This window comes from Pseudomonas sp. NFACC14, assembly GCF_900106885.1.
Classification (GTDB): domain Bacteria; phylum Pseudomonadota; class Gammaproteobacteria; order Pseudomonadales; family Pseudomonadaceae; genus Aquipseudomonas; species Aquipseudomonas fluorescens_AA.
The window spans coordinates 15,289-41,881 of the sequence record NZ_FNOA01000037.1; the positions used below are offsets into that span (position 1 = coordinate 15,289).

A 26,593-nucleotide genomic window follows, 5' to 3' on the forward strand; every position below is an offset into this window, starting at 1 on the left:
ATCGGTTTTTCAGCCAATCGCCTGCAACTGCACGGCAAAACGTTCCGCCAGCCAACGGGCCGCCGGCCCCAGGGGTTCGTCGCGGCGCCAGACCAGTTCCACCACCAGGGCTGGCGGAGTCCATTCGCTGCTGAGTTCGACCATGTCACCCAGGTACGCCGGGTATTGCACCACATGCCGCGGCAGCCAGGCCCAGCCCAGGCCACTCCTCAGCCATTCGGCCAACACATAGAAACTGTCGGCCCGCCAGACCTGCGGGCTGGCCTGCTCGCTGCCGGGATAGACGCTGGACTGGGTCGCCATCAACAACTGGCGGTGCCGGGCCATTTCCCGGCAGGTCACATAAGCATGGTTCGCCAGGGGATGTCCCCGGCGGCACACCGTGACCATTTCGACGCTGCCCAGTACCCGGCGCTCCAGCGCCTCAGGGATCTGGTCGTGATAGAACAGCAAGCCGAGGTCGGCGCGCCGCTCCACCAGTTTGCGCGCCACGTCGCCCTGGGCGGCGCTGGCCAGTTGCACTTCGAGGGTGGGAAATTGCTCGGCCAGGGCCGCCAGACTGTCGATGACCGGTTGATAGGGCATGGCTTCATCCTGGGCCAGGCGCAGCGACGCTTCCTGCCCGCGCATCAAGGCCTGGGCCCGACCGTTGAGGCGCTCGCACTGGCGCAGCACTTCCCTGGCTTCTTCGAGCAGGGCTTCACCCGCGTCGGTGAGCCTGGGCTGGCGGCCGCTGCTACGCTCGAACAGGCTCACCCCTAAGTCGTCTTCCAGCATGGCGATCGCACTGCTGATAGCCGATTGCGCCTTGCGCTGGTCCCGGGCCACGGCGGAAAACGAACGTTTCTCGGCGACGCCGACAAACAGCCGCAATTGCTCCAGGTTCCACTGTACGTTCATGGCTCAACCTATCTCCAATACAGATAGGTAATGACTTTACCGCATTTGGGCGATCTCTAGAATGACCCCATCGAAAGACGCAACCGTCAAAGAGGAACTGCCCATGAACGCCTACTACTACCTGGCCATCGCCATCTGCGCCGAAGTGATCGCCACTGTTTCGATGAAAGCGATCAAAGGCCTTAGCACACCCCTGCCCTTGCTGCTAGTCATCGTCGGCTACGGCACTGCGTTCTGGATGCTGACGCTGGTGGTGCGCACCGTACCGGTGGGCGTGGCCTATGCGGTCTGGGCCGGGCTGGGGATCGTCATGGTCAGCGTGGCGGCGTTGTTCATCTACGGGCAGAAACTGGACGTGCCAGCGATGCTGGGGATGGCGCTGATTGTGTTGGGGGTGGTGGTGATCCAGCTGTTCTCCAAGACCGCCGGGCACTGAAAACACACCGGTCATTAAACCGGAATACTTTGTGGCGAGGGAGCTTGCTCCCGCTGGACCGCGCAGCGGTCCCAATTCTGGTGGGCGCTTCGCACCCAAGCGGGAGCAAGCTCCCTCGCCACAGGTTTATCGCCATCGCGATTGATCACCAACAAAATCCCATCCCCATCGAGTCTGTATACTGCGCCCTCGTCTTGAACACTGAGGTCGCTGCATGCCATCCGTTATTTCCACCGACATCCTGATTGTCGGCGCCGGAGTCGCCGGCCTCTGGCTGAACGCGCGTTTGCGCCGCCTGGGGTTTTCAACCGTGCTGGTGGAAAGCGCCAGCCTCGGTGGCGGGCAGAGTGTCAAATCCCAGGGCATCATCCATGGCGGCGCCAAGTATGCCTTGCATGGCGCCCTGACCGGGGCCTCGGAAGCCATCGCCGACATGCCGCGCCGCTGGCGCGAGGCCCTGAAGGGTGACGGTGAACTGGACCTGTCCGGCGTGCGCATGCTGTCCGATGCCCATTACCTCTGGTCCCCCGGCACCCTGGCCGGCAACCTCACCAGTTTCTTTGCCAGCAAGGCCGTGCGCGGACGGGTCGACCAGGTCAAGGGCGACCAATTGCCGCCGGCCCTGCAAGACAAGCGCTTCAAGGGCAAGGTCTATCGCCTGGCCGAGCTGGTGGTGGATGTTCCCAGCCTGATCGAGCGCCTGGCGGAACTGGCCGGCGACAGCCTGCTGGCCGGGCAGTACATCGAGCCACTGCGCGAAGCGGGTGAATGGGTCGGGCTGAAAGTCGACGACCGTGAGATTCGGGCCCAGCGCATTGTCCTCAGCGCGGGCGCGGGCACCGCTGACCTGCTCAAGGCCCTGGGCCTGGACAAACCGGCCATGCAGACCCGGCCGTTGCACATGGTCCTGGCCAAGGGGCCGGGCCTCAAGCCGCTGTACGCCCATTGCCTGGGCGGCGGGCCGAAGCCACGCGTCACCGTGACCACCCACCCGGCCGCCAATGGCCAATGGGTCTGGTACCTGGGGGGCGACCTTGCCGAAGGCGATGCCATCGCCCGCGAGCCCGCCGAGCAGATCGCCGTCGCGCAGAAAGAACTGGGCCAATTGCTGCCGTGGATCGACCTCAGCACCGCGCAATGGGCCACGTTGCGCGTTGACCGCGCCGAACCGTTGCAGTCGGGCCTGACCCGCCCGGACAACGCCTTCCTCGCCGAGCAGGATCGCCTGTTGGTGGGCTGGCCGACCAAACTGGCCCTGGCCCCGGACTTCGCCGATCGGGTGGTCAACGCGCTGCAACGCGATGGCATCCAGCCCAGTCACCCGGCTCCGCTGCCGGACCTGCCGAAGCCACCCATGGGCGTGCCTGCCTGGGAGCAACTGCTGCCATGAGCCAGGCGACCCTGCATGACCTCTATCGCCCTCTGGGCCATGACGGCCCGCGGGTTTCCCCCTTGGGCCTGGGCACCGTCAAGCTGGGCCGCGACCAGGGCGTCAAATACCCCAACGGCTTTCAGATCCCCGATGACGACGAAGCGCGCATGTTGCTCAAGCTCGCGCGCGACCTGGGTATCAACCTGATCGACACTGCGCCGGCCTATGGTCGTAGCGAAGAACGCCTCGGCCCGCTGCTGCGCGGCCAACGTCACGACTGGGTGATTGTCAGCAAGGTCGGCGAAGAATTCAGTGACGGCCAGTCACGCCACGACTTCAGTGCCGCCCATACCCGACTCTCGGTGGAACGCAGCCTCAAGCGCCTGGAAACCGACTACATCGACCTGGTCCTGGTGCATTCCGACGGCAACGACCTGGCGATCCTCAACGACAGCGAGGTCTACCCGACCCTGGCGGCGCTCAAGCGCGAAGGCAAGATCGGTGGCTTCGGCTTTTCCGGCAAGACCGTCGAGGGCGGCTTGAAGGCCTTGGAGCAAGGCGATTGCGCCATGGTCACCTACAATCTGAACGAACGAAACGAAAAGGCGGTCATTGACTACGCCAACGAGCACGGCAAAGCGATCCTGGTGAAAAAGGCCCTGGCCAGCGGCCACGCCTGCCTGAGCCCCGGGGTAGACCCGGTTCGTGCCAGTTTCGAACTGTTGTTTGAGCATCCTGGAGTCGCCAGTGCTATTGTCGGCACCATCAATCCGCTGCACCTCGCCCATAACGTCGCGACCGTAGCCACGGTTCTGCGTAAACGCTGACGCCGCCCTACGCGGCCTGAAGGAAGGAGCCGACATGCCGCGTACGCTCATCAGAAAGAACCCCAGCAACTTCAAGACCCTGCCCCTGTTCGTCGAAGCGACCCCCGAAGGCCTGACTTACCAGAGTGTCGGGATGCCGCTGAATTTTGCCCAGACCTTGCAGCGCCGCCGCCCTGTCGCAGTGGCCGATGCCGAGCGTTTTTCCCTGGAGCTGGCGAACCTGGGCGTCTCGGTGCGCCTGACCCTGCATTGGCAGAACCGCGACTATTGGGTGCTGGTGCGCCAGCGCCGGCAGGATCGTGGCGACGTGGTGCTCAAGCTGATTTCCGGCTACGTCCCGGCCCACGAACTGAACCTGCCGCTGCTCACCGCCATCAGCGAGATCGCCGAAGAATGCCTGCTGGAAACCCCTGAAGGCTGGCTGGGCGGGCGCTTCAACGACACCTGGCTGCCAGCCCCCTATGCCACGGCCTTACACTACCGCGAGGCCTTGCCGTTTCGCCTGACGCCCCTGTCGGGCTCGGCCCGCCCGGTGCGCAGCGCCAACCTGCAACTGATCGAACGGCCACGGGCCTACGTGCATCTGCCGACGGCATCGCTGCAATTGATCTATGACTTGCGCCTGGACGTGCCCAAGGAAGCCAAGTCCCTGAGCCTGTTTCACGTCGATGAGCGCCTGGAAGGCGACCAGTTGGTGGCACGCCTGGACCGCAAGCGACCGGACCTGTACCTGATGCCGCTGCAGGATGGGCAACCCTTGCCCGAGCTGTACACCTTGAAAAAGGATCAGCTGTACCCGGCCAGCACCCGGGGGCTATACCTGGCGGAAAGTTTCGCCCGGCAGGACGGCTGGCTGGTGCGTGACGAGCGGATTCGCTGGAAGGACTGGCTGCGCCAGCAAGGGCTGACGCCACCGGGCAAGGAGTCGGGCCTGACCCGGCTCAAGGGCAAGGCCCGGCAGTTGCTCAAGAAGATCGTGCCGCGCAAGGTGGCTCGTTAGGCCTGATGCCCACTTCCTGGCTGGACAATGGGCCCTGTGGAAGCGAGCTCGCTCGCGATTGCGTTGGATCGTTCAGCCTCGATTAGGCTGATATACCGCTATCGCGAGCAAGCTCGCTCCCACAGGTGCTGCGCTTTGCCTGACACATCAGTTGTTGCGGATCTTCTCCACGATCGCCGTCGTCGAGCTGTTTTCCACCAGCCCCAATACCTTCACGGTACCGCCGTAGGCCGAGACGATGTCGGCGCCGACGACTTGGTCGATCCCGTAGTCACCGCCCTTGACCAACACATCCGGCTTGACCTGGCGCAGCAGGTTTTCCGGCGTGCCCTCGCTGAAGCTGATCACCCAGTCCACCGCGCCCAGGCCGGCCAGGACCGCCATGCGCCGGTCGACGCTGTTGATCGGACGCCCCGGCCCTTTGAGACGGCTCACGGAGGCATCGTCATTGACCGCGACGATCAGGCGATCCCCCTGGGCCCTGGCCTGCTCGAGGTAGGTCACATGGCCAGCGTGCAGGATGTCGAAGCAACCGTTGGTGAAGACGATGCTTTCGTTGTGGGCACGGGCGTCGTCAACGGCCAGCAGCAGTTGCTCCAGGCCCAGCACGCCCCGCTCGGAGCCTTCTTCGCGCTGGATGGCGCGGCGCAGCTCGGGGGCGCTGATGGCTGCCGTGCCGAGCTTGCCGACGACAATGCCCGCCGCCAGGTTAGCCAGGGCGACCGCGTGGGGCAGTTCCTCGCCGGCAGCGATCGCGGCGGCCAGAGTGGAAATCACCGTGTCGCCAGCACCCGTCACATCGAACACTTCACGGGCACGGGCCGGCAGGTGCAACGCGGGGTGACCGGGGCGCAGCAAGGTCATGCCGTGCTCGCCACGGGTCACCAGCAAGGCGCCGAGGTCGAGGTCTTGCATCAGTTGCGCGCCTTTGCTCACCAATTCGTGCTCATCGACGCAACCGCCGACGATGGTTTCGAATTCGCTGAGGTTCGGCGTGATCAGGCTGGCGCCACGATAGATGGAAAAATCCTTGCCCTTGGGATCGGCCAGGACCGGAATGCCACGGGCACGGGCGGCCTGGATCAGCGCCTGGTGATTCTTCAACGCGCCTTTGCCGTAGTCCGACAATACCAGGACCTTGACGCCTTCGAGCAAGTTGTCGACCTCGGCACCGAGGGCCAGGGGGTCGGTGGCGAAAGGTTCTTCGAAATCGATGCGCAGCAGTTGCTGGTGGCGACTCATGACCCGCAGCTTGACGATGGTCGGCTGGTGCGCAACGCGCTGGAATATCGCACGTACGCCTGCGCCCTTGAGGCTGTTGGTCAGGCTGTCGGCGGCCTCGTCGTCGCCGGTCACGCCCACCAGGGAGGCCGGTGCGCCGAGGGCAGCGATGTTCAAGGCAACGTTGGCGGCACCGCCCGGGCGATCCTCGATGTGCTCGACCTTGACCACCGGTACCGGCGCCTCAGGGGAAATCCGTGAGGTACCGCCATGCCAGTAGCGGTCGAGCATGACATCGCCGACCACCAATACAGGGGCTTGATCGAATCGCGGCATGGACAACTTCATGGAGCATCCCACATACAAAATGAACAGGGCCGCGATATTAGCACAGGGTTGGCGAAGGCTAGTCCATGGCTGCAACGCGAAGCCAGGACGTTCGTTCCGTCAGTTTTGCAGCAACGCCGCCAGTCGCGCACAGGCCTGGTCCAGCTCCACCTCGCTGGTATCGATCGCGCAGTCTGGCGCAAGGGGTGCCTCGTAGGGGCTGTCGAGCCCGGTGAAGTTCTTGATCCGCCCGGCGCGGGCCTCGCGGTATAACCCCTTGGGGTCACGCCGGGCGCAGACGTCAAAGGGTGTACTCACATAAACCTCGACGAAGGTGCCCTCGGAAAACAACTGCCTGGCAGCTTCCCGGTCAGCCCGAAACGGGGAGATGGCCGCCACGATGACGATCAGGCCGGCGTCGACCATCAGGCGCGCGACCTCGGCAATGCGGCGAATATTTTCCTGGCGGGACTCGGCATCCATGCCCAGGCCCCGGCACAACCCCTGGCGCAGGTTGTCGCCATCGAGCAGGGAGGTGTGCAAGCCCTGCCGGTTGAGCTGCACTTCCAAGGCATTGGCCAGGGTCGACTTGCCCGCCCCCGACAGTCCCGTCAGCCAGATGCAGCGCGGTCGCTGGGCCTTGATGGCCGCCCGGTCCGCCGGCGTGAGCGCCAGTGCATAAGGACTGATCCGCGCCGGCTGCATCGATACGTTCGACGTTTCATTCATAACCAAGCATCTCGTAGTCACGTTGGTATACCCGCCGCACCAGTCGACGAGTCCGCACTGAGCAAATGTCCCCGACCGGCACCGTGGCACGCTGCCAGCTGTGGTTTACATGGGGTAACCTCGCGCCCCGGTCCAGGTATGCCTGGCAACCGATGAAGTCCATCGCCAGGTGGCCGAAGGAATCGATAAGGAAATCCGTCTGGGCAGCGAAATGCAATTGCCGGGTGATGTTCTCCGGGTGCAGCCATCGCGCGACGAAATCATCGAAGTCGCGGTATTGGCCCACCATTTTCCGCGCCGCCTGGTCGCGCACGCCCAACGTATTGCCCCGCAGGAAAGCATAGGCTGAATACGCACGCTCCAGCGGATCGCGAACAAAGGCAAATTTGAAAACGGCGGCGTACTGCGGCCCGGACACACCACTATCGCGAGCAAGCTCGCTCCCACATGGGTTCTGAGATGCATGCAACGTGTGTGTCCAACACCGGACCCGTGAGGCGAAGCCGGCCGAGAGAAACCGGCCGGCTCGCTGCCTGGGGTCCGAACTCAGGCGATATTCTGGGCGGGAGCGTCCAGCCCCATGGCATGAAGACGCGCGTAGTAGCCGTTCTGCGCCAAGAGCTCGCCATGGGTCCCTCGTTCGACGATCCGCCCCTGGTCCATCACCAGGATCAGGTCGGCCTTTTCGATGGTCGACAGACGGTGGGCGATGACCAGGGTCGTACGGCCTTTCATGACTTGGTCCAGCGCGGCCTGGATATGCCGCTCCGACTCGGTATCCAACGCCGAGGTGGCCTCGTCGAGGATCAGCAGCGGCGCGTTCTTCAACAATGCCCTGGCAATGGCCAGGCGCTGGCGTTGGCCGCCGGACAACAGCACGCCGTTTTCGCCCACCTCGGTGTCCAGGCCATGGGGCAACTGCTCGATGAAGTCCATCGCATAGGCATCCCGGGCCGCCTTTTCAATGTCGGCCCGTGGCGCACCGGCCAGGTCGCCGTAGGCGATATTGTTGGCCACCGTGTCGTTGAACAGGGTGACATGCTGGGTCACCTGGGCGACATGACGACGCAGGTTACGCAGGCGGTAGTCTTCGATTTCCACGTCATCGAGCAGGATCTGGCCGACCTCATGGTGATAGAAGCGCGGGATGAGGCTCGCCAGGGTCGACTTGCCGCTGCCCGAACGACCCACCAGCGCAATCATCTGCCCGGGTGCCGCGGTGAAGCTGATGTCCTTGAGCACTTCGCGCTCAGCGCCGGGGTAGGTGAAACTCAGGTTGCGCACATCGAGACGACCGCTGACCCGTTCCTGCTCGACCGTCCCCCCGTCGACCTCCGGCTCGACATCCAGTTGCTCGAAGATGCTCTCGGCACCGGCCACGCCTTTCTGGATGGTGGAGCTGACTTCCGAGAGTTGGCGAATCGGCTTGGGCAGCAGGCCGGCAGCCGTGATGTAGGCCACCAGGTCACCGGCCGTCGCGTCACCGCGCAGGAACAGCACCAGGAACATCAAGGCCGCCATGGCGGTGTAGATCACCAGTTGCAGCATCGGCGTATAGACCGCACCGGTACGCGTCATGCGCAATTGCTTGTCGGTGTTGCCCTGGCTGGCGTTGGTAAAGCGCTGCTCTTCATAGGCCTCGCCGCCGAAGCTGCGCACCACGCGGTAGCCCTGGATGGTCTCGGAGGCAACGTGAGTCACATCGCCCATGGCCACCTGGATCTTTTTGCTCTGCTTGCGGAATTTCTTGCTGGTACTGCTGACCATGACCGCGATCAGCGGCAGGATCGCCAACATCACCAGGGTCAGCTTCCAGTTCATCCACACCAGGTAGGCGAAGAGGAACACCACGGTGAGACCTTCACGGATCACCACCTTGATGGCATCGGTAGCCGCACCGGTGACCATGGTCACGTTGAAGGTGATTCGGGAGATCAGGTGGCCGGAGTTGTGGGTGTCGAAGTAGCGATTGGGCAACACCAGCAACTTCTTGAACAGCTCGACCCGCAGGTCATGCACCAGTCCCAGGGAAACCCTGGCCAGGTAATAGTTGCCCAGGAACGACCCCAGGCCCTGCCAGGCAGCGATCAGAATGATCAGCAGCGGCACCGCCATCAGCAGTTTCAAGTCCTGGAGGTACGGCACGCTGGGAAAGAGCACCGCATCGGGGTTGCTCAAGCCGTCGACGAAATATTTGAGAATCCCGGCCAGCATGGGCTGGGTCGAAGCAAATATCACGAAACCCAGGATGCTCAGCAGAAAAATGCCCGCGTAGGGTTTGACGTATCCCAACAACCGAAAATAGATCTTCAGGCTGGAATCCTGTTCCGCTTTGGGCGGTGCGTCACTCATCGTCGGGCTCACTGGTTAGGAAGAACGCGGAATTTTATCACAGCCACCGACATTGGCCTGCGCCCAGGTCAAAACGCTGGCCAGGCCAATCGGTAGCCAGGTAATGAACCATTCGGCACGGGGGGTTCCGGTCAGGCTCGCGGCATCGAATTGCATCGCCAGGAACGAAAACACCCACATGCCGAGCACGCCCCGGCCCAGCAGGCTTTCCCGGGCCCGCCAGGCTTCGCGCAGCACGGCGAACCAGACAATGCACCACAGCAGCAGGCCCGGCAGCCCGAGTTGAATGGCGACATGGCTGAACAGGTTGTGGGCGTGATCGAACGTGAGACCGTGGCTGACAACCCGATAGTCAGCCGCCACGCCAAGCCCCCCCCATGGGCGCTCGGCAATCATGTGCAGGCTCGACATGAAAATCTCGGGCCGATAGGAAGCACCGCGCGCCATGACCAACGGCTCGAGCAGCCAGAAGGTCAGCATCGCCAGCACCAGCGCCGTGGCGGCAATCACGCGGGCCCGCTGGTCCCGGCAGTAGATCGGCATGGCCAGTACGCTGAGCAGCAAGGCCAGCGCCGCACCACGGCTCTGGCTCGCCACCACGAAGCTCCCCAACAGCGCCAGGGCCAGCACCCAAAGCACTTGCAGGCCGCGGTGACGCGGTACCCAATGCAACATCCAGATCGCCGCCAGGCCGATCACGTAGCCGCCGAGGATCGGATGGGACAACTCCCCCAACCCTTCCAGGCGCGCATTCCACGGGTTGTTTGCCATGCCGTAGAAACGGACGATAGCCATCAGCGCCGTCAGTGCCAGCCCGAGCCCCCCCCATTGCATGATGCGAATCACCCGTTCGGGCTGGCCGTCGGCGAAAACCGGGAAAAACATCAGGAACACCAGGATGTACAGCAGTCGCTTGGCCTCGCGGGCCGGCTCCGCCGCTTCGGTCCAGAACAGCGTGATCAGCGCCCAGCCCATCAGCGCCAGCAACGCCGTGTAGATCACGCGCTGGGCACGCCATAACTCTGCCAGCCGATGACGGGCCGGCCAGGCGAAGACGATTGCCGGCAGCCAGGCGAATGCAACCAACCCCTGTTGATAAATCTTGTTGGTCGGTGCCAGGGCTATCGCCAGCAAAAACCATAATAAGCCAAAGGCCATCCAGCCCTGTGCCCAACGTGTTGCCTGCATCTAACGCTCCTAAACGGTCTACCAGCCAAGCCGGCATGGTGAAAACAAAAACTTTTGGGCATCATGGCCCGCCACGGCACCGGTTCTTTCAACAAGGTTTCCCTACGATGCAATCCTCACGGCTTCCCCAAGCCGCTTTGAATCAATTGATTGAAGGCGCCAGCATTCTGGAGGCCGACAGCTACGGCCCAAAAGTCTATCTGCTGCAGGATGGGAATATCCTCAAGCTGTTTCGCCGCAAGCGGCTTTTTTCTTCGGCCCTGCTAAGGCCTTATTCAACGCGATTCATCGATAATGCGGCCCGCTTGCAGAAACTCGGCGTACCGACTCTCCAGGTGCTGGCCTTCTACAAATTGCAAAAACCCGGCATGACCGCCGTACTGTATCGACCGCTTCCCGGTAAAACCCTGCGTCAATTATCGAATCAGGAAAATTTCAGCTGGCAGCAGACCCTTCCGGCGCTGGTCGAACTGATCCGCAGCCTGCATGCCAGGGGTATTTATTTTCGCTCGCTGCACCTGGGCAACATCGTCGTCACGCCCGAAAACACACTGGGACTGATCGATGTGGCCGATATGCGCTTCCTGCGCTCGCCACTGCCGCGCTACCTGGCACGTCGCAACCTGCAACATTTCGCTCGTTATATTGCCCGGGAGAACCTGAACGGGAGCTTTCCGATGCAGGCATTGGAAAACGCCTTACTGATGGTCTGAAATCAACTGCCGGGCGGCCTGGCTGAAACTCAGCCAGGCCTCGTCTGGTGCCAGTGCCCGGTATTGGGCCAACGCGACGGCCTCGGCCGGCGCCTCGGCGGCCCGCAGGATCGCCTCGCTCCAGCCTCCGTCGTCATTTACCGGCGCGTACCAGCCGGTGTCGCCCAACTGCTCGCGAAAGACCGCAATATCACTCACCAGCACCGGGATGCCAGCCAGCACCGCCTCTTGAAGAATCAACCCGAGGCCCTCGTCCCTGGATGGGATCAGCACCCAGTCAAACGCCCTGTAGAGTCTTGCTGCCTCCTCCTGATGCCCGGTCAGCAAGACCTTGCCGAGCAGGTCCGGCTGCTCGATCCGCGCCTGCAGCGCCTCACGCATGGGGCCCTCACCGACAATCACCAGGCGCCAGTCGGGATGGTCCGCCGCAGCCCGGCCAAACGCCTCCAGCAGACTGGCGAAGCCCTTTTTATCCACCAGCCGCCCCACCGCTCCAAATACCCGCACGCCTGAGCGCGGCAAGCCCAGCCGGTCACGTGCATCTTCGCGGGGGAGAAGGTCCGCCTGGAATGCCGCCGGATCGAACGCACTACGCAGGGCAATGACCTGGATACCCAACTCGTCGCGCAGCGATATCGCCAGGGTTTCGGAAACCGCCGCCAGGGCCAGGCGCGAAGCCGGGAACCCACGCAGCAACTTTCGGCCGGCCGGATTGATTCGTGTCGCACCATGAAAAACCACCACCACACGAATCTGCGGCAAATGCTTGAGCACCGGCAGCAAAGTGCGGGCTACGCCGACGCCATCGAGCAACACCACGCGGGCCTGGCTGTCGAGCAACGCCTGGCGGAAACGGCTGTGCATCAGTGGTTTGAGCAGGCGCCAGATGTGCCGGCCCTTGAGGCGGGCCGAGGTCATATTCCACTCGAGTGCCGTCCCCACATCAACCTGGCAGGCAGCCGCCGAGCCCTGCAAGAGCCATGTCTTGACAGGCATCGCTGGTTCCATCCGCGAGAGAATCTGATTATGAACCTTGTGTACCGAAGCGAACGGTGCACCGCCCGCCCACATGACATTGATAATGCTCATCGAGCAGCAAACCTTTTATCGCGGACCGGGACTCATGCTTCGCGGCGTTCAGTAGTTGATAAGCCAGCCAATGCAGACTCCGAGCAAGAGAACCAGGGACAACTTGATTTGCTCGCGGCGTCTGCGGCGTGCCTTGCGTTGACGCTCCACGGGCACTTCCACATGAACCCCGAATCCGGTGTGCAAAACAGCATCCCCTTCCAGGGTGACCGCCGTCAAGTTCAGCTGTGCATAGCGAAGGGACAGGGCCTTTTCGCCGCCGAAACCGGCAAAGGGGGCGCAAAGCCGGTACTCCTTCAGCCGTCGCAGGCCCGGGTTGAGAGAAAAGCTTTGCCATTCGGGTTTATCTGAAATCAACGGATAACACGGCACTCCACCGATGACTTCCCGTTCGCCCAGGCGGATATAGGGGCTGTGTACGCACAAGTCATAGACATAGTTGCGCAGCCATACCTGGAGGATCCCGGGCCGCTGCTCCAGGATCGTGCGCGAATCTTCCACGAAGGCCGGGCGATAGAACTCCCAGTCATCCTCGCAATGGAAAATGTAAGTCGTCTTCACCTGCCCGTACGCCAGGTCGATCGAGGCCAACTGCCCAAGCTTCGGCCGATTGACGAAGACCGTGGTGCGGTCTTTCCAATGCGCGGGAACCACGCCATGCACGCCTTCGTCGCCGGCATCTTCGGTAATGAAGACTTCACGAATGGGCGCGGTATTGAAGCGGTCGAAACTCTCCAGGGTCCGCTTGAGCAGATCGAGCCGGCCGCAACTGGTTACCACCAGGGTAATGTCACTATCGTCGGAAAACTGCACTGAAATACCATTTAGTCAAACGCCATCTGAACACCGGATGGCTCAACGGTTCGTATCAAACGCCCAGCTTCAGGCGCAATGTCTCCAGCAGACTCAACGGGGCACGAGGCCGCAACGGTGGCTCCAACGCTTCAACGATTTTCTGCCCGATGCGTGCAAAGCTGAACTGTTCCAGCGCCAGCTTCTGGCCGTTGTGCGCTACATTGCGCGCCAGCTCGGGGTCGGCGCGCAGCCGGGAAAGCTTTTCCTGGAGTTGCGGGATGTCACGGTACAACACCACGTTATGCATGTCCTGCAACCCCAAGGCCCGCGCTTCGTCGATGCCCTGGTCGAACGCCAGCAGCACACAGCCGCAGGCCATGGCTTCGAAATTCTTGATCATGAACTCGCCCATGCCCACGTCGGCACTGACGAAAAAGCGGATACGGTTGAGGGTCTCGCAATATTCTTCGCCGGACTTCGTCCGGGTCACGACCAGTGGCTCAACCCGGCCCAGCTCATCCAGCAGCGCCTTGCGACCACTATAGGCCACACTGTTGGTGCTGCCGACGAAGGCCAACTCGATATCCCGTTCACGCCCCTGATCCTGCAATAACGACTGATCGTAGCCCTTGGGCACGAATACCGCATCGAAACCTTCGCCGCGCAGACGTTCGGTCACCACGAAGCCGGAACTGATCACCCGCACCCACGGCATGCGACGGTAGTGCGCACTGAATTTTCCGGTGTATTTGCACGGAATGTAATTCTGATAGGCATCGTGCTCGAGGATCACCAGGTTCGGGATCGTGCGGATGAAGCCGGCCTGACGAATTTCCTGCTTGAAACGCAGGAAAAATATGATCCGGTCATAACGCGATACGTCCACATGGCGGCGGAAATACCCCCGCAGGTTGCGTTGTTCCTTGCTGTCGAGCCAGCGCAGGTCGCACTCGCAATGAGCGGCCACGCCTTCGTAGAGCCGGTCCAGGATGGCCCGCTGTTCTTTCTGCACCAGAAACAGAACTTTCATCGTTTTCCTTGCGGCACCGAACGACTTGATAAATAACCGGAGGCCGGTTTGCGCCGTAGCGCAAAGACGCCCCGCCTTGGGCCTCTACAGCCGCCAGAACAGTTCATGGCGACGCACAGCCTTGCGAAAAAATTCGTTCTCGCCATTGGCCGAGCCCGTGCGCCCCGCCAGCAGACGCTGGATGCCACGGCGCAAACGACGCTTGAACGGCGCGCGCGGTTGCAGGTCATGCATCATGCCCAACGCCATGGCCTTGTCGCGCTGGCCGGACAACGCCAGCGGCAGGCTGACGGGATGCATCGGCCGGGCCGGGTCGAAATACGGCGGCAACGCAATGCCCGCACCCGCATCACCCATGGGCCAGCGGTCATTGTCGTGCAGGTGATTGGCATAGCCCAACAGCGTGGTCGGTTGCCACTCCAGGCCTTCGAGGGCTTGCAGGACGGCATGATGGGCGCAGAGATGATCGGGGTGCGGATCAAGGGTCGGGTGTGGCAATACAATGACTTCGGGACGCGCCTTGAGCAGCAGCACGCGCAGGTCTGCCAGCAGGTTGTTCCAGGTGGGCGCACCGTCGTCATCGCCGGGCAGGGCGAACGGGTTCAACTGGCGGAACAGCCGGGTATCGCTCAGACCCGCCTCGCGAGAACCCTGGGGCTGGCTCGGCGCGGCTTGCATGGCCGCCAGTTGCAGGCAGAAATAACCCAACTGCACGCAGTGCGCTTCAGGCACGCCGGCCCAGCGGGGTACGGCAATGCTGTCCCAGGCTCGCAAACGGCCCTTGAGTCGCGCGGCTTCGACGCTGTCCAGGCCCATCTTCCGATAATGCCCGGCTTCGATTTCACCCGCTGTCAGCGTCACGATCCAGGCCTCGTCAGCCTGGCTGTACAAACCGTAGGCAGCCAGCTCCGCGTCATCGGCATGGGGCGCGATGACCATCACCCGCTGATGCTGCACTGGTGGCGCCGTGAAGGACCACAGCGTCGGCTCGCCCAGCAAACGGCAATGACGCCCGCGCAGGCGCAGCTCGCCCCGGGACAACGCCGGGCCCTGCTCGCTGAGGTTGAGATAGCGCAGGCCATTGACCCCGCGCTCGAAGGTTTGCAGGTCCCTTTCCCCCCCCGACAACTCGACGAGCGGGTCGATGAAACGTCCCAGCCAGGTGCTCTTGATCCGCAGTGCGAGGATCAGCGTCGCGCCATCATCCAGAATCACGCCTTCGTCCAACCGAAGCCGCCCGGCATTCAAATGCACCTTGGGTTGCTGGGTGAACGGCGGGAAGCTGTATTGGTAATCGTCCCGGGGCGAATAGAACAGGTGATCGGCGAACCACGCCTCGTGGGCGATCCAGCCCAGCACCGCCACTACCAGGGGCAGCCACCAGGCCACCCCGACACCCAGCGACACCAACACCACCAGGGCAAGCAACAACCCTACGCGCTTGTTGCGACGGTGGCGCCGGAGTAACTGTTGCTTGCGACTCATGGGTGGGTTCATACGGTAAACACCGGCACGGGGTTGCACCAACGGTCCTTGTATTCCCGGTCCGCCCGGCCGAACGAAAAACGCAGCGGCTTGCCGGCGGCACGGGCGTGTTCCCAGGCGCTTTGGGTATTGAGGAAGCTCAACACGCTGCCAGGGCTGAATTCGCGGGTCTGCGGGTCGACACCACCGTTGATGTACTCGACGCTGATCCACTCGGGCGCTTCGACGCGATACACCAGCTGGATCGCAATCGGCGCATCGTTGAGAAAGATCACCGAGCCGATCAGCCATTCGCGCAACAGCTCGATCACCTCGCCCATGCGTTCGGCACCGGTGGCCGCAAAGCCCCAGCGACGCAGGAACAGGTCGCAGTAGATCGAAGCCAGCTCGGCGCTGGAAAACTCGTCGACCGGCCGCACCACGCCGCCCGCCTCTTCCAGCAAACGCAGTTCACGGCGCTGGTTGTAGCGAAACTTCTTGGACAGCTCTTCCGGCGTGCGGGCCATGGCCAGTTGTTCCTGCTGCAACTTCAAACCGCTGAAGCGCCCCTCGTTGAGGGCCGACAGGTAACGTCCACGATGACGCAACGGCGCTTGCGCATCGGGCGCCGCCGGCAGGATCAGCTCGGCATTGCCCAGGTCGAACAAGCCCTTCTTGCCGCTGCGCTTGAGCACGTCCTTGGACAGCGCCAGGTCGCGGCCCCAGGTCGGTATGGCCGCCTTGAGCTCACCGTCCTGCTCGAACGCCAGGTAACGCACGGGAATTCCGGCCAGGGCCGCCAGGCGCTCGACCACCAGGGGATGAGTGGCCACGCTGCCGCCGAAACGCTGCCAGGCCTGGGCATAAATCGACGCATCGACGGCGGTCCAGCCACGCTCGCGCCAGCCTTGGAATCGGTTGAACATCAGGCCCTCGGCGCCAGTTCGGTGACTTGGGGCAAACGCCAGAATGCCTCGCGTACGGCGCGATCCGAAAAACGTTCGCGCAAGCGATCGAGCATCAGCTCGGCGCATTGGCGACGCTGCAGATCGTCCATGGCCGCCAGGTGTTGCAGCCCCTGGGCCATGTGCTCGGCGTCGCCCAGCGGAAACAGGATGCCAACGCCTTCGACCACTTCCTTGGCACCACCACAGGCCGTAGCCAGCAACGGTACCCCGGCGGCCATGGCTTCGAGCAGCACCATGCCGAACGGTTCATGGTCGGAGCTCAGGGCGAACACATCAAAAGCACGGAAATAACGGCGCGCCTCAGGCACTTGGCCGAGGAACAGCACACGATCGGCAATGCCCAGCTCTCGGGCCAGCGCCTTGAGGTCCTGCTCCAGGCGGCCCTTGCCGAGAATGGCCAACTGGCTGTTGACCGGCAGATGCCCCAGCGCCGCGGCAAAGCCGCGCAGCAATGTGGCCTGGTCCTTGTCCGGGTGTAGGCGGCCGACATTGCCGACAATCCAGGTGTCCGTATCCAACCCCAGCGTATGCCGCGCCTCCTCCCGGGAGACCAAGCCGGCCTGGGCGGCATCAAGGTCGATGCGGTTGTAGAGGGTCTGGATCCGGGCAGCCGGCCATTTCGGCAGGCAACGGCGCATGTCGTCACGCACCGCATCGGAGACCCCGAGCAGGCTCAGGCGCTTGCGGTAAACGTGGGCGAACAACCGGCGAGTGCGCCGCTGGTAGTCCCCGAAGGCATGGTGCACGCCAATCACCGGCAAGCGAGTACCCAACAGGGCGATGTAGATCGGCTTGAAGCGATGGGCAATGCAGAAACTGAAATTGCGCGAGGCGGCGATCTTGCGCAGATCGCCGATGGCGCCCAGCTTCAGGCCACGAATGGCACTGGAGCTGTATTCCATGAACAGCACTTCGTCCGAGGCACAGGCGGCAGCGACTTCGGCATCGGCCGCCCCAGTGAGGAACACCGTGGTCACGCGATAGCCAGTGCCCGCGAACAAGCTGGCGTACTGACGGGCGCAGTCCAGGAACGGCCCGTCATAACCGTGGCAGAACTGCAGCACCTGTCGCTCAGCCGAGCGTGTCATAAGCGTCCACGCCGTCTTTGACCACCAGGATGTCTTCCATGATCAGGTACTGCAGGTCGGAACCGAAGAACATGTTCAGCGCATCGGTCGGCGAGCAGATCATCGGTTCGCCACGACGGTTGAGCGAGGTGTTCAGCGACACGCCGTTGCCGGTCAGCACTTCCAGGGCCTTCATCATGTCGTAGTAGCGCGGGTTGTATTCGCGCTTGAGCACCTGGGCCCGGGAGGTGCCGTCTTCATGGACGACTTCCGGCACGCGGGTTTTCCATTCTTCGGCGACTTCGAAGGTGAAGGTCATGAACGGTGCCGGGTGATCGACCTTGATCATCTGCGGCGCAACGGTGTCGAGCATCGACGGGCAGAAAGGCCTCCAGCGCTCGCGGAACTTGATCTGTTCGTTGATCCGATCGGCCACGCCGCTGGCGCTTGGGCATCCGATGATCGAGCGGCCGCCCAAGGCACGCGGGCCAAACTCCATGCGGCCCTGGAACCAGGCCACCGGGTTGCCGTCGACCATGATCCTGGCGATGCGCTCGGGGGTGTTGTCGATCTTGCGCCAGGCAGGCTTGCTCGGATGACGGGCGCATGCGGCGATCACGTCTTCGTTGCTGTAGGCCGGGCCGAGGTAGACGTGTTCCATCTTCTCCACCGGCACGCCACGGGCGTGGGACACATACGCCGCCGCACCCACCGCCGTACCGGCGTCACCGGAAGCCGGTTGCACGAACAGCTCCTTGACGTCGTCACGGGCGATGATCTTCTGGTTCAGCTTGACGTTCAGCGCACAGCCGCCGGCGAAGGCCAGCTTGCCGGTTTCCTTGAGCACGTCGCCCAGGTAGTGGTCGATCATTTGCAGCGCGAGCTTCTCGAACAGCGCCTGCATGCTCGCCGCGTAGTGGATGTACGGCTCGTCGGCGATGTCGCCTTCGCGCTTCGGGCCGAGCCACTCGATCAGCTTCGGCGAGAAGTAGAAGCCCTTGCCCTTCTCTTTATAGCGGCGCAGGCCGATCACGTTGGCGTAGTCGGTATTGATCACCAGCTCGCCGTTTTCGAACGAGGCCAGGCGGGAGAAATCGTACTTGGTGGCATCGCCGTAGGGCGCCATGCCCATGACCTTGAATTCGCCGTCGAGCATTTCAAAACCGAGGAACTCGGTGATCGCGCCGTACAGGCCGCCCAGGGAGTCCGGGTCGAAGAATTCCTTGATCTTGTGGATCTTGCCGTTTTCGCCGTAGCCGAAGAAGGTCGTCGCGTACTCGCCCTTGCCGTCGATGCCCAGGATCGCGGTTTTTTCCTGGAAGCCCGAGCAGTGGTAGGCGCTGGAGGCGTGGGCCAGGTGGTGCTCGACCGGCTCGATCTTGATTTTCTTCGGATCGAAGCCCAGTTGCTCCAGGCACCAGACGATCTTGCGGCGATAGCGCTTGTAGCGACGGTTGCCCATCAGGATCGCGTCGAGGGCCCGGTCCGGGGCGTACCAGTAACGCTTGGCGTAGTGCCAGCGCGCCTCGCCGAACAGACTGATCGGGGCGAACGGAATCGCCACGACATCGACGTCGGAAGGCTTGATGCCGGCTTGTTCAAGGCAGAACTTCGCCGACTCGTAGGGCATGCGGTTCTTTGCATGTTTATCGCGTACGAAGCGCTCTTCCTCGGCCGCCGCGATCAGCTTGCCGTCTATGTACAGCGCTGCGGAAGGATCATGGCTAAGGGCGCCGGACAGGCCAAGAATCGTCAATGCCACAGGGTCTAGCCTCTTATATCTGCATACGGGCGACAAGCGCCGCGAAAATGGATGTGCCGCGCGCCAGGGGTGCGAGGCAGCTAAAGGGCGGGATTATAGCTTAAAAGCGATCTTAAGCCTCTAGCAGTGAGTGGCGGGTCGCTGTCCGGTGTTAATTGGGAAGGCAGAGCACCGTCCCTGTGGCGAGGGAGCTTGCTCCCTCGCCACAGGACTCTACGAGGCGCTATCGACTGTTTTGGGCAACCGCTGGTCAATCACCCGATACAGCGCACTGTCCTCAGGCCAATTACGCATGAACCGCGCGCGATCCCGGGCGTAGGCCGTGGCGAAGCTGGCCTGGGTGCGGTGCTGGCACATCGAGTCGAGGTCGATCAGCGCCCAGCGGTCATGCTGCCAGAACAGGTTGTGGCCCTTGAAGTCGCCATGGCTGATGCGCTCGCGGATCAGGTCGGCGAACAAGCGATCCAGCGCCAGCAACTCGGCTTCGGGGGCTTCACCGCTCTGCACGTAAGGGCCGAAGCGCTCGATGATGTCCGGCCCCGACAAGTGCTCGGTGACCAGGTAGGCGCCACGGCGCAGCCACAGGAAACGCTTTTCCAGCAAGGCCAGTGGCTTGGGCGTGGCAATGCCGAGGAAGGCCAGGCGATGGCCTTCGCGCCACGAATACCAGGCCCGGCTCGGGCGCCAGAAGCGCTTGAGCCAGTGGGCGAAGTTCTTGATGTTGTAGCGCTTGATCACCAAGGTGCGACCGTTCGCCTCGACTTTGCCGACGCTGGCCGCGCCGCCGGTCTTGTACAGATGCCCCTGGTCGAGCAGCGCATCGGCCTGCTCCAGCACCGGCGTCATGGCCGCTTCTTCATCCCGACGGATCGCCCGCAAACCGAACGCCCCGCGCTGTACGCTGAACAGGCTGCACTCGCGCCCGACTTTTTCGAGAAAATCCTTCAGGCGCCAGGCCTGCACCTTGTCGATCTGTTTTTGCAGCGCTTCCATGGGCAGCGCGTGTTCGGCGTTGCCCAACAGGTAATACACCAACAGCTCTTCATTGAACGGCTGGAGGGCCTTGGGAAGCTGGGCGAAAAACACCCCCAGGTTTTCCAGGACTTTCTGCCGCGACAACGGTTGCCCCGGGGTTTCGGCGCGGATGCCGGCACCGTCGATCAAGTAGAGCTTGCCGTCGTAGCGCAGCAGATTGTCCAGGTGCAGGTCTTCCTGCCACAGGCCTTTGCCGTGCAGTTGCGCAATGGCGCCCAGGGCTTCGGCCAGCACCGCCGTCTGTTCGTCGGCCAGCAAGGGCAAGTGTTCGACCCGTTGCCAGGCATCCCCCAGGCTCTCGGCGCCTTCGAGCAATTCGAACAACAACCAGCCGCCTTCAGCCTCGTTCAAGCCATCGGCGAGCAACAGCGGCGTCGTCAGCCCCTGTTCCGCCAGCAAGCGCACGCCTTGCAGTTCCCGTTGGAAGTGCCGGGCGGCTTTATTGCCCACCAACAATTTGGCCAGCACCGGCCGACCACGCCAGATGCCCGCCCCGACATAGCGCTGCCCCGGCAACACCCGCAACAGCGAAAGCAGCTGCAATTGCGCCGGGCCGGCGGCGTCAGCCAGTTCCAGGCTCAATGGCAGGCTGGGGCTGCGGCCGGCATTCTTCAATTCGGACAAATGCATCAACGGGCTCCCTTGTGGCTGCGCCGGGCGCTCAGGCGCTCCATCCAGCTGTCGACCAGCCCGGCGTCGAGCGGTTGGGCCAGGTAGACAGACAACAGCTGGCGTACATCGGCCTCACTCCAGATGGACGCGCGCCGCAACAACGGCTCCAGGTCCTTGACCCGATCACGCCGACCAAACAGCAGCGGCCGAGTCTTTTCCAGGTCGATCAATTGCGCTTGATAACCGTCGGCGGTGGCTTGCAGGAAGATGTGTTTGGGATAGAAGCAACCGTGCACCTGATGCATGCCATGCAGGCGCCGCGCCAACTGCCCGCAGGCGTCGAGGACGGTGGTGCGCTGCGTCGCCGTCAGGCTCGGCCAGCGTTGCAACAGCGAGTCCAGGTCGTCCCAGCCATCCAGGGCTCGGGTCAGCAGGATCGCCCGCACCTCGCCCTCCACCTTGCGCTGGCCATAGAACACCGCTTGCAGGGCCGGAATCCCCAGCTGCCGATAACGGCTGATGTTGCGAAATTCCCGGGAAAAACTCGGCTCGCCAAAAGGGTGGGACCAGGTCCGGGTCAGGTAATTGCTTTGGCGCTTGAGGTAATAACCCTGCCCGTCCAGGTCCAGCCGGAACACGCTGCTCCAGCCGTCGCCCGAGGTGTTGGGTTCGTCCACCGCATCCAGTTGCCGCGCCCACAAGGCCTCGAAGCTGTCCAGGCCATGGCGTTGCAGCAACGCTCGGTCTTCAGCGGCCAGAAAGTCAGTCATTCACGCCCCTCGAAAAATCTCACCACGTGACGGATGCGTTTCTTGTCGCACGCATCGAGCCGGTCGCGCTGGCGGTATTGCAGGTAAAAACGCAGGCGCTGCGTGGCCGACAAATGGTATTTGGCCACTTTATCCAGGCATGCCAAATCCTTGGTGATGCGGTACTTGAGCCAGAAACCACGCCAGAAATCCCCGTTCGGGCAGTCGATCAGGAACAGCCGCGAGTGATCATCGATCAGCAGGTTGCGCCACTTCAGATCGTTATGGGTGAAGCGGTGGTCGTGCATGGTCCGCGTATAGCCGGCCAGTTGCCGACTGACATGATCGACCCAGGCACGGTCCGCCAGCCGCGAATCGTGACGCTCGGCGAGCGCCGAGAGGTCTTCGGTGCGGGGCAGTTCACGGGTGATCAGCGCGCCACGGGCATAGGTCGCACCGTTTCGCTCCAAGCCCCAGCCCACGACTTCGGCGGTGGGAATACCCCATTTGGCGAAGCGCTTGAGGTTCTGCCATTCGGACTTGACCCGTGGCTTGCCCAGATAGCGTCGCAAACCTTTGCCGGCACCGACGTAGCGCTTGACGTAATAGTTCACGCCGTTGCGCTGCACCCGGATCACCTCCGACAACGGGTCTCGGGTCAAACGCTCCCCTTGCAACGCGAACACCGCTTCAAGGCTGCCAAAATCCTTCGCCAGCTCGACGTATTCCGGTTCCAGATTCCAACCCGACATCAGAGCGCGTCCCCGTACCGCTGCTTGCGGGCATACAGCTTGTTGGCCTTGCCTTCGAGCCAGGCCAGCAACGACGCCTCTTCGGCGAGGATCCGCCGCAGCGGCTGCTGGAAATAGCCCTTGAGAAAACGCAGCTTGTCGCGGCGGGTCAGGCCGATGTCCAGCGCCGAGAAATACAGCGCCGCCAGGTCCTTGTTGCGCCAGCGAGTGGTGATGGCGGGACGGGTCTGGGCGCGGTGCAGGTCGATCACCGAGAGTTTGAAATCCCCAGGGGTCACCGGCTTGTCGGTGTGCAGCAGAAAATGGCAGATGTAGCAGTCACGATGGTTGACGCCGGCGCGGTGCATCATGCCGGTCATGCGCGCCACTTCGGCGATCAGCGCACGCTTGAGCGTCGGTTGCGGCGGCCGCTTGACCCAGTCGATGCTGAAATCTTCGAGGCTGACGGTCGGCGCCAGCTCTTCGGTGATGATGAACGAGTGCTGGTCCGCCGGGTTGCTGCCCTTCTCGCCGTAGGCGACAGCGGTCATGGTCGGCACGCCGGCTTCCTGCAAACGCTGGATAGCCTTCCATTCCTGCCCTGCCCCGAGTACCGGCAGCTTGGCGGTGAACAGGTTCTTGAAGATCTCGCCCCAACCGATGCCACGGTGGATCTTCACGAAAAAGCCGCGACCGTCCACCTCCGTGCGCAAGGTGCGCCGGGCTTCCAGTTCACGATAGACCTCGCCCTTGAGCGCTTCGACTTCGGTGAACGCATCGCGCCCGGCCCAAAGGCTCTTGAACGGTTCGGCCAGCATCAACTTCATTGTGCGTGCTCCGCCAATATCACATCGGCCGCGTGCTGCGGCATGCTGTAGAGGTCGGCCGTCTCGGCGAAGGCCAGACCGTTGCGGCTCCAGGCCGCCCGGGCTTCGGCATCGTTCAACATGCGGCCCAGGTATTCGTTGAGCTGGGCTTGTTCGAACGGCTCATCCAGCACCAGGCCACTGTCGGCCTCGGCGATGTAATGGGCGTACCCACACACCGCGCTGACCAGTACTGGCAACCCGGCCACCAGTGCTTCGAGCAGTACGGTGCCGGTGTTCTCGTTGTACGCCGGATGGATCAACAGATCGGCGCCCAGCAGGAAACGCGGGATGTCGCTGCGGCCCTTGAGGAACCGCACGTTGTCGCCCAGCCCCAGCGCGGCGCTCTGCAGTTGGAATACCTTGGGGTCGTCCTGGCCAATTACAAATAGCCGGGTGCGTTTTCGCAGCTCGGCTGGCAACGCGGCCAGGGCCTTGAGGCTGCGATCCACGCCCTTGGTCTTGAACCCGGAGCCAATCTGCACCAGCAGCAGGTCGTCATCGGCCAGCTCGAATTCGGCCCGGAACGCGGCGCGGATCTCATCGGCATCGGCGGGCCGCCGCCGGTCCTGGGCGATGCCCGGTGGCAGCAGGTGAAAGCGTTCCAGCGGTGTGCCGTAGTGCTTGATGAACAGCGGCTGCTGGACCTCGGAAATCATCAGTACGTCGGTTTTTGCATCCTTGGCGAACACGGCCCGCTCGTACTCGGCGAAATGTCGGTAGCGGCCCCAGCGCCGGTACAGCGAGTTGCGCAGGTTCTGCGCCTTGTCTTCGAAGCAGCCGTCGGCGGCGTAGTACACGTCCAGGCCGGGCATTTTGTTGAAGCCGATCAGACGGTCCACCGGGCGCCTGGCCAGGTCGGCCTCCATCCACGCACTGAGTTTCTCGTTGCGGCGATGATTGAACAGCGCCTTGACCGGCGCCACCAGCACCTCGAAGCCGGGCGGCACGTCACCTTCCCAAATCAGCGTGTAGACACGGATCTGGTGACCGCGTCGCTGGCATTCCAGGGCGATGCGCATGAAGTCACGCTGCAGGCCACCGAAGGGGAAGTACTTGTAAAGGACAAAAGCCAATTGCATCAGCGCGGCTCCTCAGCCAATAACGTGCTCAGGTGGCTGGCAACACGCTCGGGGTTCAGACGCGTGAAGCACAGGGGCTGCTCGCGTTTCAGGTCAAACCGCCGGGCATCTTCGGCGGTCGGCGGGTAAGTGCAGTGTTTCTGCATGCACGGCGCGCAAGGGAAATCACTGGCGAGGTGAATCTGGCCCTTGCCATAGGCACCGGTCAGCACCGGATTGGTCGGGCCGAGCAGCGAAATGGTCGGCACGTCCAGGGCCGCGGCCAGGTGCCCGAGGCCGGTGTCCACGGCCACGCAGGCCTGGGCGCCGGCAAGTACCTTGCCCATGCCGCCGAGGTTCAACTTCGGCAGGACCAAGGCGTTGCGCAGCCCGCTGGCGATGCGCTCGGCCCGGGCCTTTTCGGCTGGGTTGCCCCACGGCAGCTTGACGACCACGCCGAACTGCCCCATGCGCTCAGTGAGCTGGCGCCAGTAAAGTTCGGGCCAATGCTTGGACTCCCAGGTGGTGCCGTGCAGGAACACCACGTAGGGATAGGGACGTGGCAACTCCACCAGCCGGTCGACATCGAGGCCGTAGTTACCCAGCGTCTGCGGCAAGTCATACCCCAGCGCCACGGCGAACAGCTGGCGCACGCGCTCGACCGCATGCTGACCACGGGCAACCGCCAGGCGCCGGGAATAAAAGCGCGCCGCCAGGGGTTCACGCGCCGAATGCTTATCCAGACCGGCTACTGGTGCCTTGACGTAACGGGTCAGCCAGGCGCTTTTCAACAGGCCCTGGGCGTCGATCACCAAGTCATATTTTTCGGCGCGCACGCTCTGCTTGAAACGTCGCCATTCGCCGCTCTTGATGGTTTGCCAGAGGTTCTTGCGCCAGCGCCGGATCGCCACCGGGATGACCTTGCCCACGGCCGGGTGCCAGGTGGGGATTTCGGCGAAGCCTTCTTCCACCACCCAATCGAACTTGATGCCCGGAATCGCCCGAGCCGCATCGGTCAGCGCCGGCAGGGTGTGGACCACATCCCCCAGCGAAGAGGTCTTGATCAGCAATACCCGCAAGTTACCGAACCTCCACGGGTGTGCCCTGCAAACGCTCCAGGGCCTCGTTCACCGACGGCGGCATGAGCTGGCGCAGGCAATTGTAATGGCCGAAACGGCAGGTGCGGTCGAAGCACGGGCTGCATTCGATGCCCAGGCGCACGACTTCGACCTGGTCGGCCAGCGGCGGCGTGAAGCCTGGCGAGGTGGAACCGTAGACCGCCACCAAGGGACGGTTAAGGGCTGCGGCCACGTGCATCAGGCCCGAATCGTTGGACACCACCGAATCGGCGCAGGACAGCAGGTCGATGGCCTCGGCCAGGGACGTGTCGCCACTGAGGTTCACCGACTCTTCCCGAAGGCCCGGGATCAACCGCGAGCGGATGTCCTCGCCCACCGGGTGATCTTTTTTCGAGCCGAACAGCCAGACTTGCCAGCCTTCGCGAATCTTCGCCTCGGCCACCTGGGCGTAATGTTCCGCCGGCCAGCGTTTGGATTCGCCGAACTCGGCCCCTGGACACAGGGCCAGCACCGGACGGTCCAGGCTCAGGCCGAACTTGGCCAGCGCCGCATCGCGGGTCACCGGGTCGATCCGCAGGCTCGGCCGCGGATACGGCTTGGGCAACTCGGCCCCCGGCGCATAGGCCAGGGCCATGAAACGTTCGATCATCAGCGGGTAACGGTCTTTATCCAAGGCGCGCACGTCGTTGAGCAGGCCGTAGCGAAACTCGCCACGCCAACCGGTGCGCTTGGCAATACCGGCGAAGAACGGCACCAACGCCGATTTCAATGAATTGGGCAACAGGATCGCCTGGTCGTACTGACCGGCCAGGGATTTGCCGATGCGTCGACGGGTCGCCAGCTCCAGCACGCCGTGGCCGAGCGGGAAGCTCAAGGCCTTGCGCACTTCGGGCATGCGTTCCAGGATCGGCCGGCTCCACTCGGGGGCCAGGACATCGATTTCGCACTGCGGATGACGCTGCTTCAGACACTGGAACAGTGTCTGCGCCATTACCATGTCACCGACCCAACTGGGCCCAACGATCAGAATATTCATGTGCTTTCCAAAAACGATGCGGGGAGGCCTACGCCTCCCCGCCTCGAGAATCACTGTGGCTTAGGTCGTTGCCTGTTGCCTTCAATCTACAACACACCGCCAATCTACTGTGGGAGCGAGCTCGCTCGCGATGAGGCCAGCCCATTCAACATCAATGTCGCCTGACATTCCGCTATCGCGAGCA

Annotated in this window: 24 protein-coding genes and 1 pseudogene; 5 read left to right on the forward strand and 20 right to left on the reverse strand. The window is 63.0% G+C overall.

The window, feature by feature from the left end; genetic code table 11:
• Nucleotides 1–9: 9 nt before the first annotated feature.
• Nucleotides 10–900: a LysR family transcriptional regulator gene (locus BLU85_RS29155; protein WP_092205304.1), complete on the reverse strand. Its 891-nt coding sequence runs from the start codon at nucleotides 898–900 to the stop codon at nucleotides 10–12.
• A gap of 103 nt (nucleotides 901–1,003) precedes the next feature.
• Between BLU85_RS29155 and BLU85_RS29160 the strand changes: the two genes are divergently transcribed.
• The 4 genes from BLU85_RS29160 to BLU85_RS29180 all read left to right on the forward strand — a co-directional run bounded on the left by BLU85_RS29160 (nucleotide 1,004) and on the right by BLU85_RS29180 (nucleotide 4,535).
• Nucleotides 1,004–1,336, forward strand: coding sequence for a DMT family transporter (locus BLU85_RS29160; protein ID WP_003197153.1), 333 nt, complete (start codon nucleotides 1,004–1,006; stop codon nucleotides 1,334–1,336).
• Between the two features lie 214 nt (nucleotides 1,337–1,550).
• Nucleotides 1,551–2,726 carry an NAD(P)/FAD-dependent oxidoreductase gene (locus BLU85_RS29170; RefSeq protein WP_092205302.1) on the forward strand — a complete coding sequence of 392 codons (1,176 nt, stop codon included), beginning with the start codon at nucleotides 1,551–1,553 and terminating at the stop codon, nucleotides 2,724–2,726.
• Nucleotides 2,723–3,535 (forward strand): aldo/keto reductase, encoded by an 813-nt coding sequence (locus tag BLU85_RS29175; RefSeq protein WP_092205301.1) that lies wholly within the window; start codon nucleotides 2,723–2,725, stop codon nucleotides 3,533–3,535. Before BLU85_RS29170 ends, BLU85_RS29175 begins: the two co-directional genes overlap by 4 nt.
• 34 nt (nucleotides 3,536–3,569) lie before the next feature.
• Nucleotides 3,570–4,535 carry a hypothetical protein gene (locus BLU85_RS29180; protein WP_014336264.1) on the forward strand — a complete coding sequence of 322 codons (966 nt, stop codon included), beginning with the start codon at nucleotides 3,570–3,572 and terminating at the stop codon, nucleotides 4,533–4,535.
• A 147-nt stretch (nucleotides 4,536–4,682) separates the two neighbouring features.
• Here BLU85_RS29180 and hldE read toward each other — a convergent pair whose 3' ends face one another.
• The 5 genes and pseudogenes from hldE to BLU85_RS29205 form a co-directional block, all read right to left on the reverse strand.
• Complete coding sequence (hldE, locus tag BLU85_RS29185; RefSeq protein WP_092205300.1) at nucleotides 4,683–6,104, reverse strand: bifunctional D-glycero-beta-D-manno-heptose-7-phosphate kinase/D-glycero-beta-D-manno-heptose 1-phosphate adenylyltransferase HldE; 1,422 nt, start codon at nucleotides 6,102–6,104, stop codon at nucleotides 4,683–4,685.
• Nucleotides 6,105–6,203: 99 nt separating this feature from the next.
• Nucleotides 6,204–6,812 (reverse strand): adenylyl-sulfate kinase, encoded by a 609-nt coding sequence (gene cysC, locus BLU85_RS29190; RefSeq protein ID WP_170847675.1) that lies wholly within the window; start codon nucleotides 6,810–6,812, stop codon nucleotides 6,204–6,206.
• Nucleotides 6,805–7,218 (reverse strand): annotated as a pseudogene (locus tag BLU85_RS29195) (sulfotransferase family 2 domain-containing protein); the annotation flags it as partial. The pseudogene BLU85_RS29195 and the gene cysC, both read right to left, overlap by 8 nt.
• A 140-nt stretch (nucleotides 7,219–7,358) precedes the next feature.
• Nucleotides 7,359–9,164, reverse strand: a complete 1,806-nt coding sequence (gene msbA, locus BLU85_RS29200) for a lipid A export permease/ATP-binding protein MsbA (RefSeq protein ID WP_092205298.1) — start codon at nucleotides 9,162–9,164, stop codon at nucleotides 7,359–7,361.
• Nucleotides 9,165–9,179: 15 nt separating this feature from the next.
• Nucleotides 9,180–10,352, reverse strand: coding sequence for an O-antigen ligase family protein (locus BLU85_RS29205; protein WP_092205297.1), 1,173 nt, complete (start codon nucleotides 10,350–10,352; stop codon nucleotides 9,180–9,182).
• Nucleotides 10,353–10,459: 107 nt separating this feature from the next.
• Here BLU85_RS29205 and BLU85_RS29210 point away from each other — a divergent pair, with 107 nt between their 5' ends.
• Nucleotides 10,460–11,065, forward strand: a complete 606-nt coding sequence (locus BLU85_RS29210) for a BUD32 family EKC/KEOPS complex subunit (RefSeq protein ID WP_092205296.1) — start codon at nucleotides 10,460–10,462, stop codon at nucleotides 11,063–11,065.
• Here BLU85_RS29210 and BLU85_RS29215 read toward each other — a convergent pair.
• The 14 genes from BLU85_RS29215 to waaF all read right to left on the reverse strand — a co-directional run bounded on the left by BLU85_RS29215 (nucleotide 11,051) and on the right by waaF (nucleotide 26,409).
• The gene (locus tag BLU85_RS29215; RefSeq protein ID WP_092205295.1) at nucleotides 11,051–12,154 is read right to left on the reverse strand and encodes a glycosyltransferase; all 1,104 of its coding nucleotides are present in this window, start codon (nucleotides 12,152–12,154) and stop codon (nucleotides 11,051–11,053) included. The genes BLU85_RS29210 and BLU85_RS29215 overlap by 15 nt on opposite strands.
• Before the next feature lie 48 nt (nucleotides 12,155–12,202).
• Nucleotides 12,203–12,967: an LSm family protein gene (locus BLU85_RS29220; RefSeq protein ID WP_092205294.1), complete on the reverse strand. Its 765-nt coding sequence runs from the start codon at nucleotides 12,965–12,967 to the stop codon at nucleotides 12,203–12,205.
• A gap of 55 nt (nucleotides 12,968–13,022) precedes the next feature.
• A complete protein-coding gene (locus BLU85_RS29225) occupies nucleotides 13,023–13,979 on the reverse strand; it encodes a glycosyltransferase family protein (RefSeq protein WP_092205293.1) in 957 nt (318 codons plus the stop codon).
• An 84-nt stretch (nucleotides 13,980–14,063) separates the two neighbouring features.
• Nucleotides 14,064–15,464, reverse strand: a complete 1,401-nt coding sequence (locus tag BLU85_RS29230) for a PIG-L deacetylase family protein (protein ID WP_092205292.1) — start codon at nucleotides 15,462–15,464, stop codon at nucleotides 14,064–14,066.
• Nucleotides 15,465–15,472: 8 nt separating this feature from the next.
• A complete protein-coding gene (locus BLU85_RS29235) occupies nucleotides 15,473–16,369 on the reverse strand; it encodes an antimicrobial resistance protein Mig-14 (RefSeq protein ID WP_092205291.1) in 897 nt (298 codons plus the stop codon).
• Nucleotides 16,369–17,499, reverse strand: a complete 1,131-nt coding sequence (locus BLU85_RS29240; protein ID WP_092205290.1) for a glycosyltransferase — start codon at nucleotides 17,497–17,499, stop codon at nucleotides 16,369–16,371. The genes BLU85_RS29235 and BLU85_RS29240 overlap by 1 nt, the downstream gene beginning before the upstream one ends.
• The gene (locus BLU85_RS29245; protein ID WP_092205289.1) at nucleotides 17,483–19,240 is read right to left on the reverse strand and encodes a carbamoyltransferase family protein; all 1,758 of its coding nucleotides are present in this window, start codon (nucleotides 19,238–19,240) and stop codon (nucleotides 17,483–17,485) included. Before BLU85_RS29245 ends, BLU85_RS29240 begins: the two co-directional genes overlap by 17 nt.
• 213 nt (nucleotides 19,241–19,453) lie before the next feature.
• The gene (locus BLU85_RS29250) at nucleotides 19,454–20,905 is read right to left on the reverse strand and encodes a lipopolysaccharide kinase InaA family protein (RefSeq protein WP_092205288.1); all 1,452 of its coding nucleotides are present in this window, start codon (nucleotides 20,903–20,905) and stop codon (nucleotides 19,454–19,456) included.
• Entirely contained in the window at nucleotides 20,905–21,657 is a 753-nt protein-coding gene (locus BLU85_RS29255; RefSeq protein WP_092205287.1) for a lipopolysaccharide kinase InaA family protein, read from the reverse strand. The genes BLU85_RS29250 and BLU85_RS29255 overlap by 1 nt, the downstream gene beginning before the upstream one ends.
• Entirely contained in the window at nucleotides 21,654–22,388 is a 735-nt protein-coding gene (locus BLU85_RS29260; protein ID WP_092205286.1) for a lipopolysaccharide kinase InaA family protein, read from the reverse strand. The genes BLU85_RS29255 and BLU85_RS29260 overlap by 4 nt, the downstream gene beginning before the upstream one ends.
• On the reverse strand, nucleotides 22,388–23,194 hold the full coding sequence (gene rfaP, locus BLU85_RS29265; RefSeq protein ID WP_092205285.1) for a lipopolysaccharide core heptose(I) kinase RfaP: 807 nt from the start codon (nucleotides 23,192–23,194) through the stop codon (nucleotides 22,388–22,390). The genes BLU85_RS29260 and rfaP overlap by 1 nt, the downstream gene beginning before the upstream one ends.
• Nucleotides 23,191–24,315 carry a glycosyltransferase family 4 protein gene (locus BLU85_RS29270; protein ID WP_092205284.1) on the reverse strand — a complete coding sequence of 375 codons (1,125 nt, stop codon included), beginning with the start codon at nucleotides 24,313–24,315 and terminating at the stop codon, nucleotides 23,191–23,193. The genes rfaP and BLU85_RS29270 overlap by 4 nt, the downstream gene beginning before the upstream one ends.
• Nucleotides 24,315–25,373: a lipopolysaccharide heptosyltransferase I gene (gene waaC, locus BLU85_RS29275; RefSeq protein WP_092205283.1), complete on the reverse strand. Its 1,059-nt coding sequence runs from the start codon at nucleotides 25,371–25,373 to the stop codon at nucleotides 24,315–24,317. Before waaC ends, BLU85_RS29270 begins: the two co-directional genes overlap by 1 nt.
• Before the next feature lies 1 nt (nucleotide 25,374).
• Nucleotides 25,375–26,409 carry a lipopolysaccharide heptosyltransferase II gene (gene waaF, locus BLU85_RS29280; protein ID WP_092205282.1) on the reverse strand — a complete coding sequence of 345 codons (1,035 nt, stop codon included), beginning with the start codon at nucleotides 26,407–26,409 and terminating at the stop codon, nucleotides 25,375–25,377.
• Nucleotides 26,410–26,593: the final 184 nt, after the last annotated feature.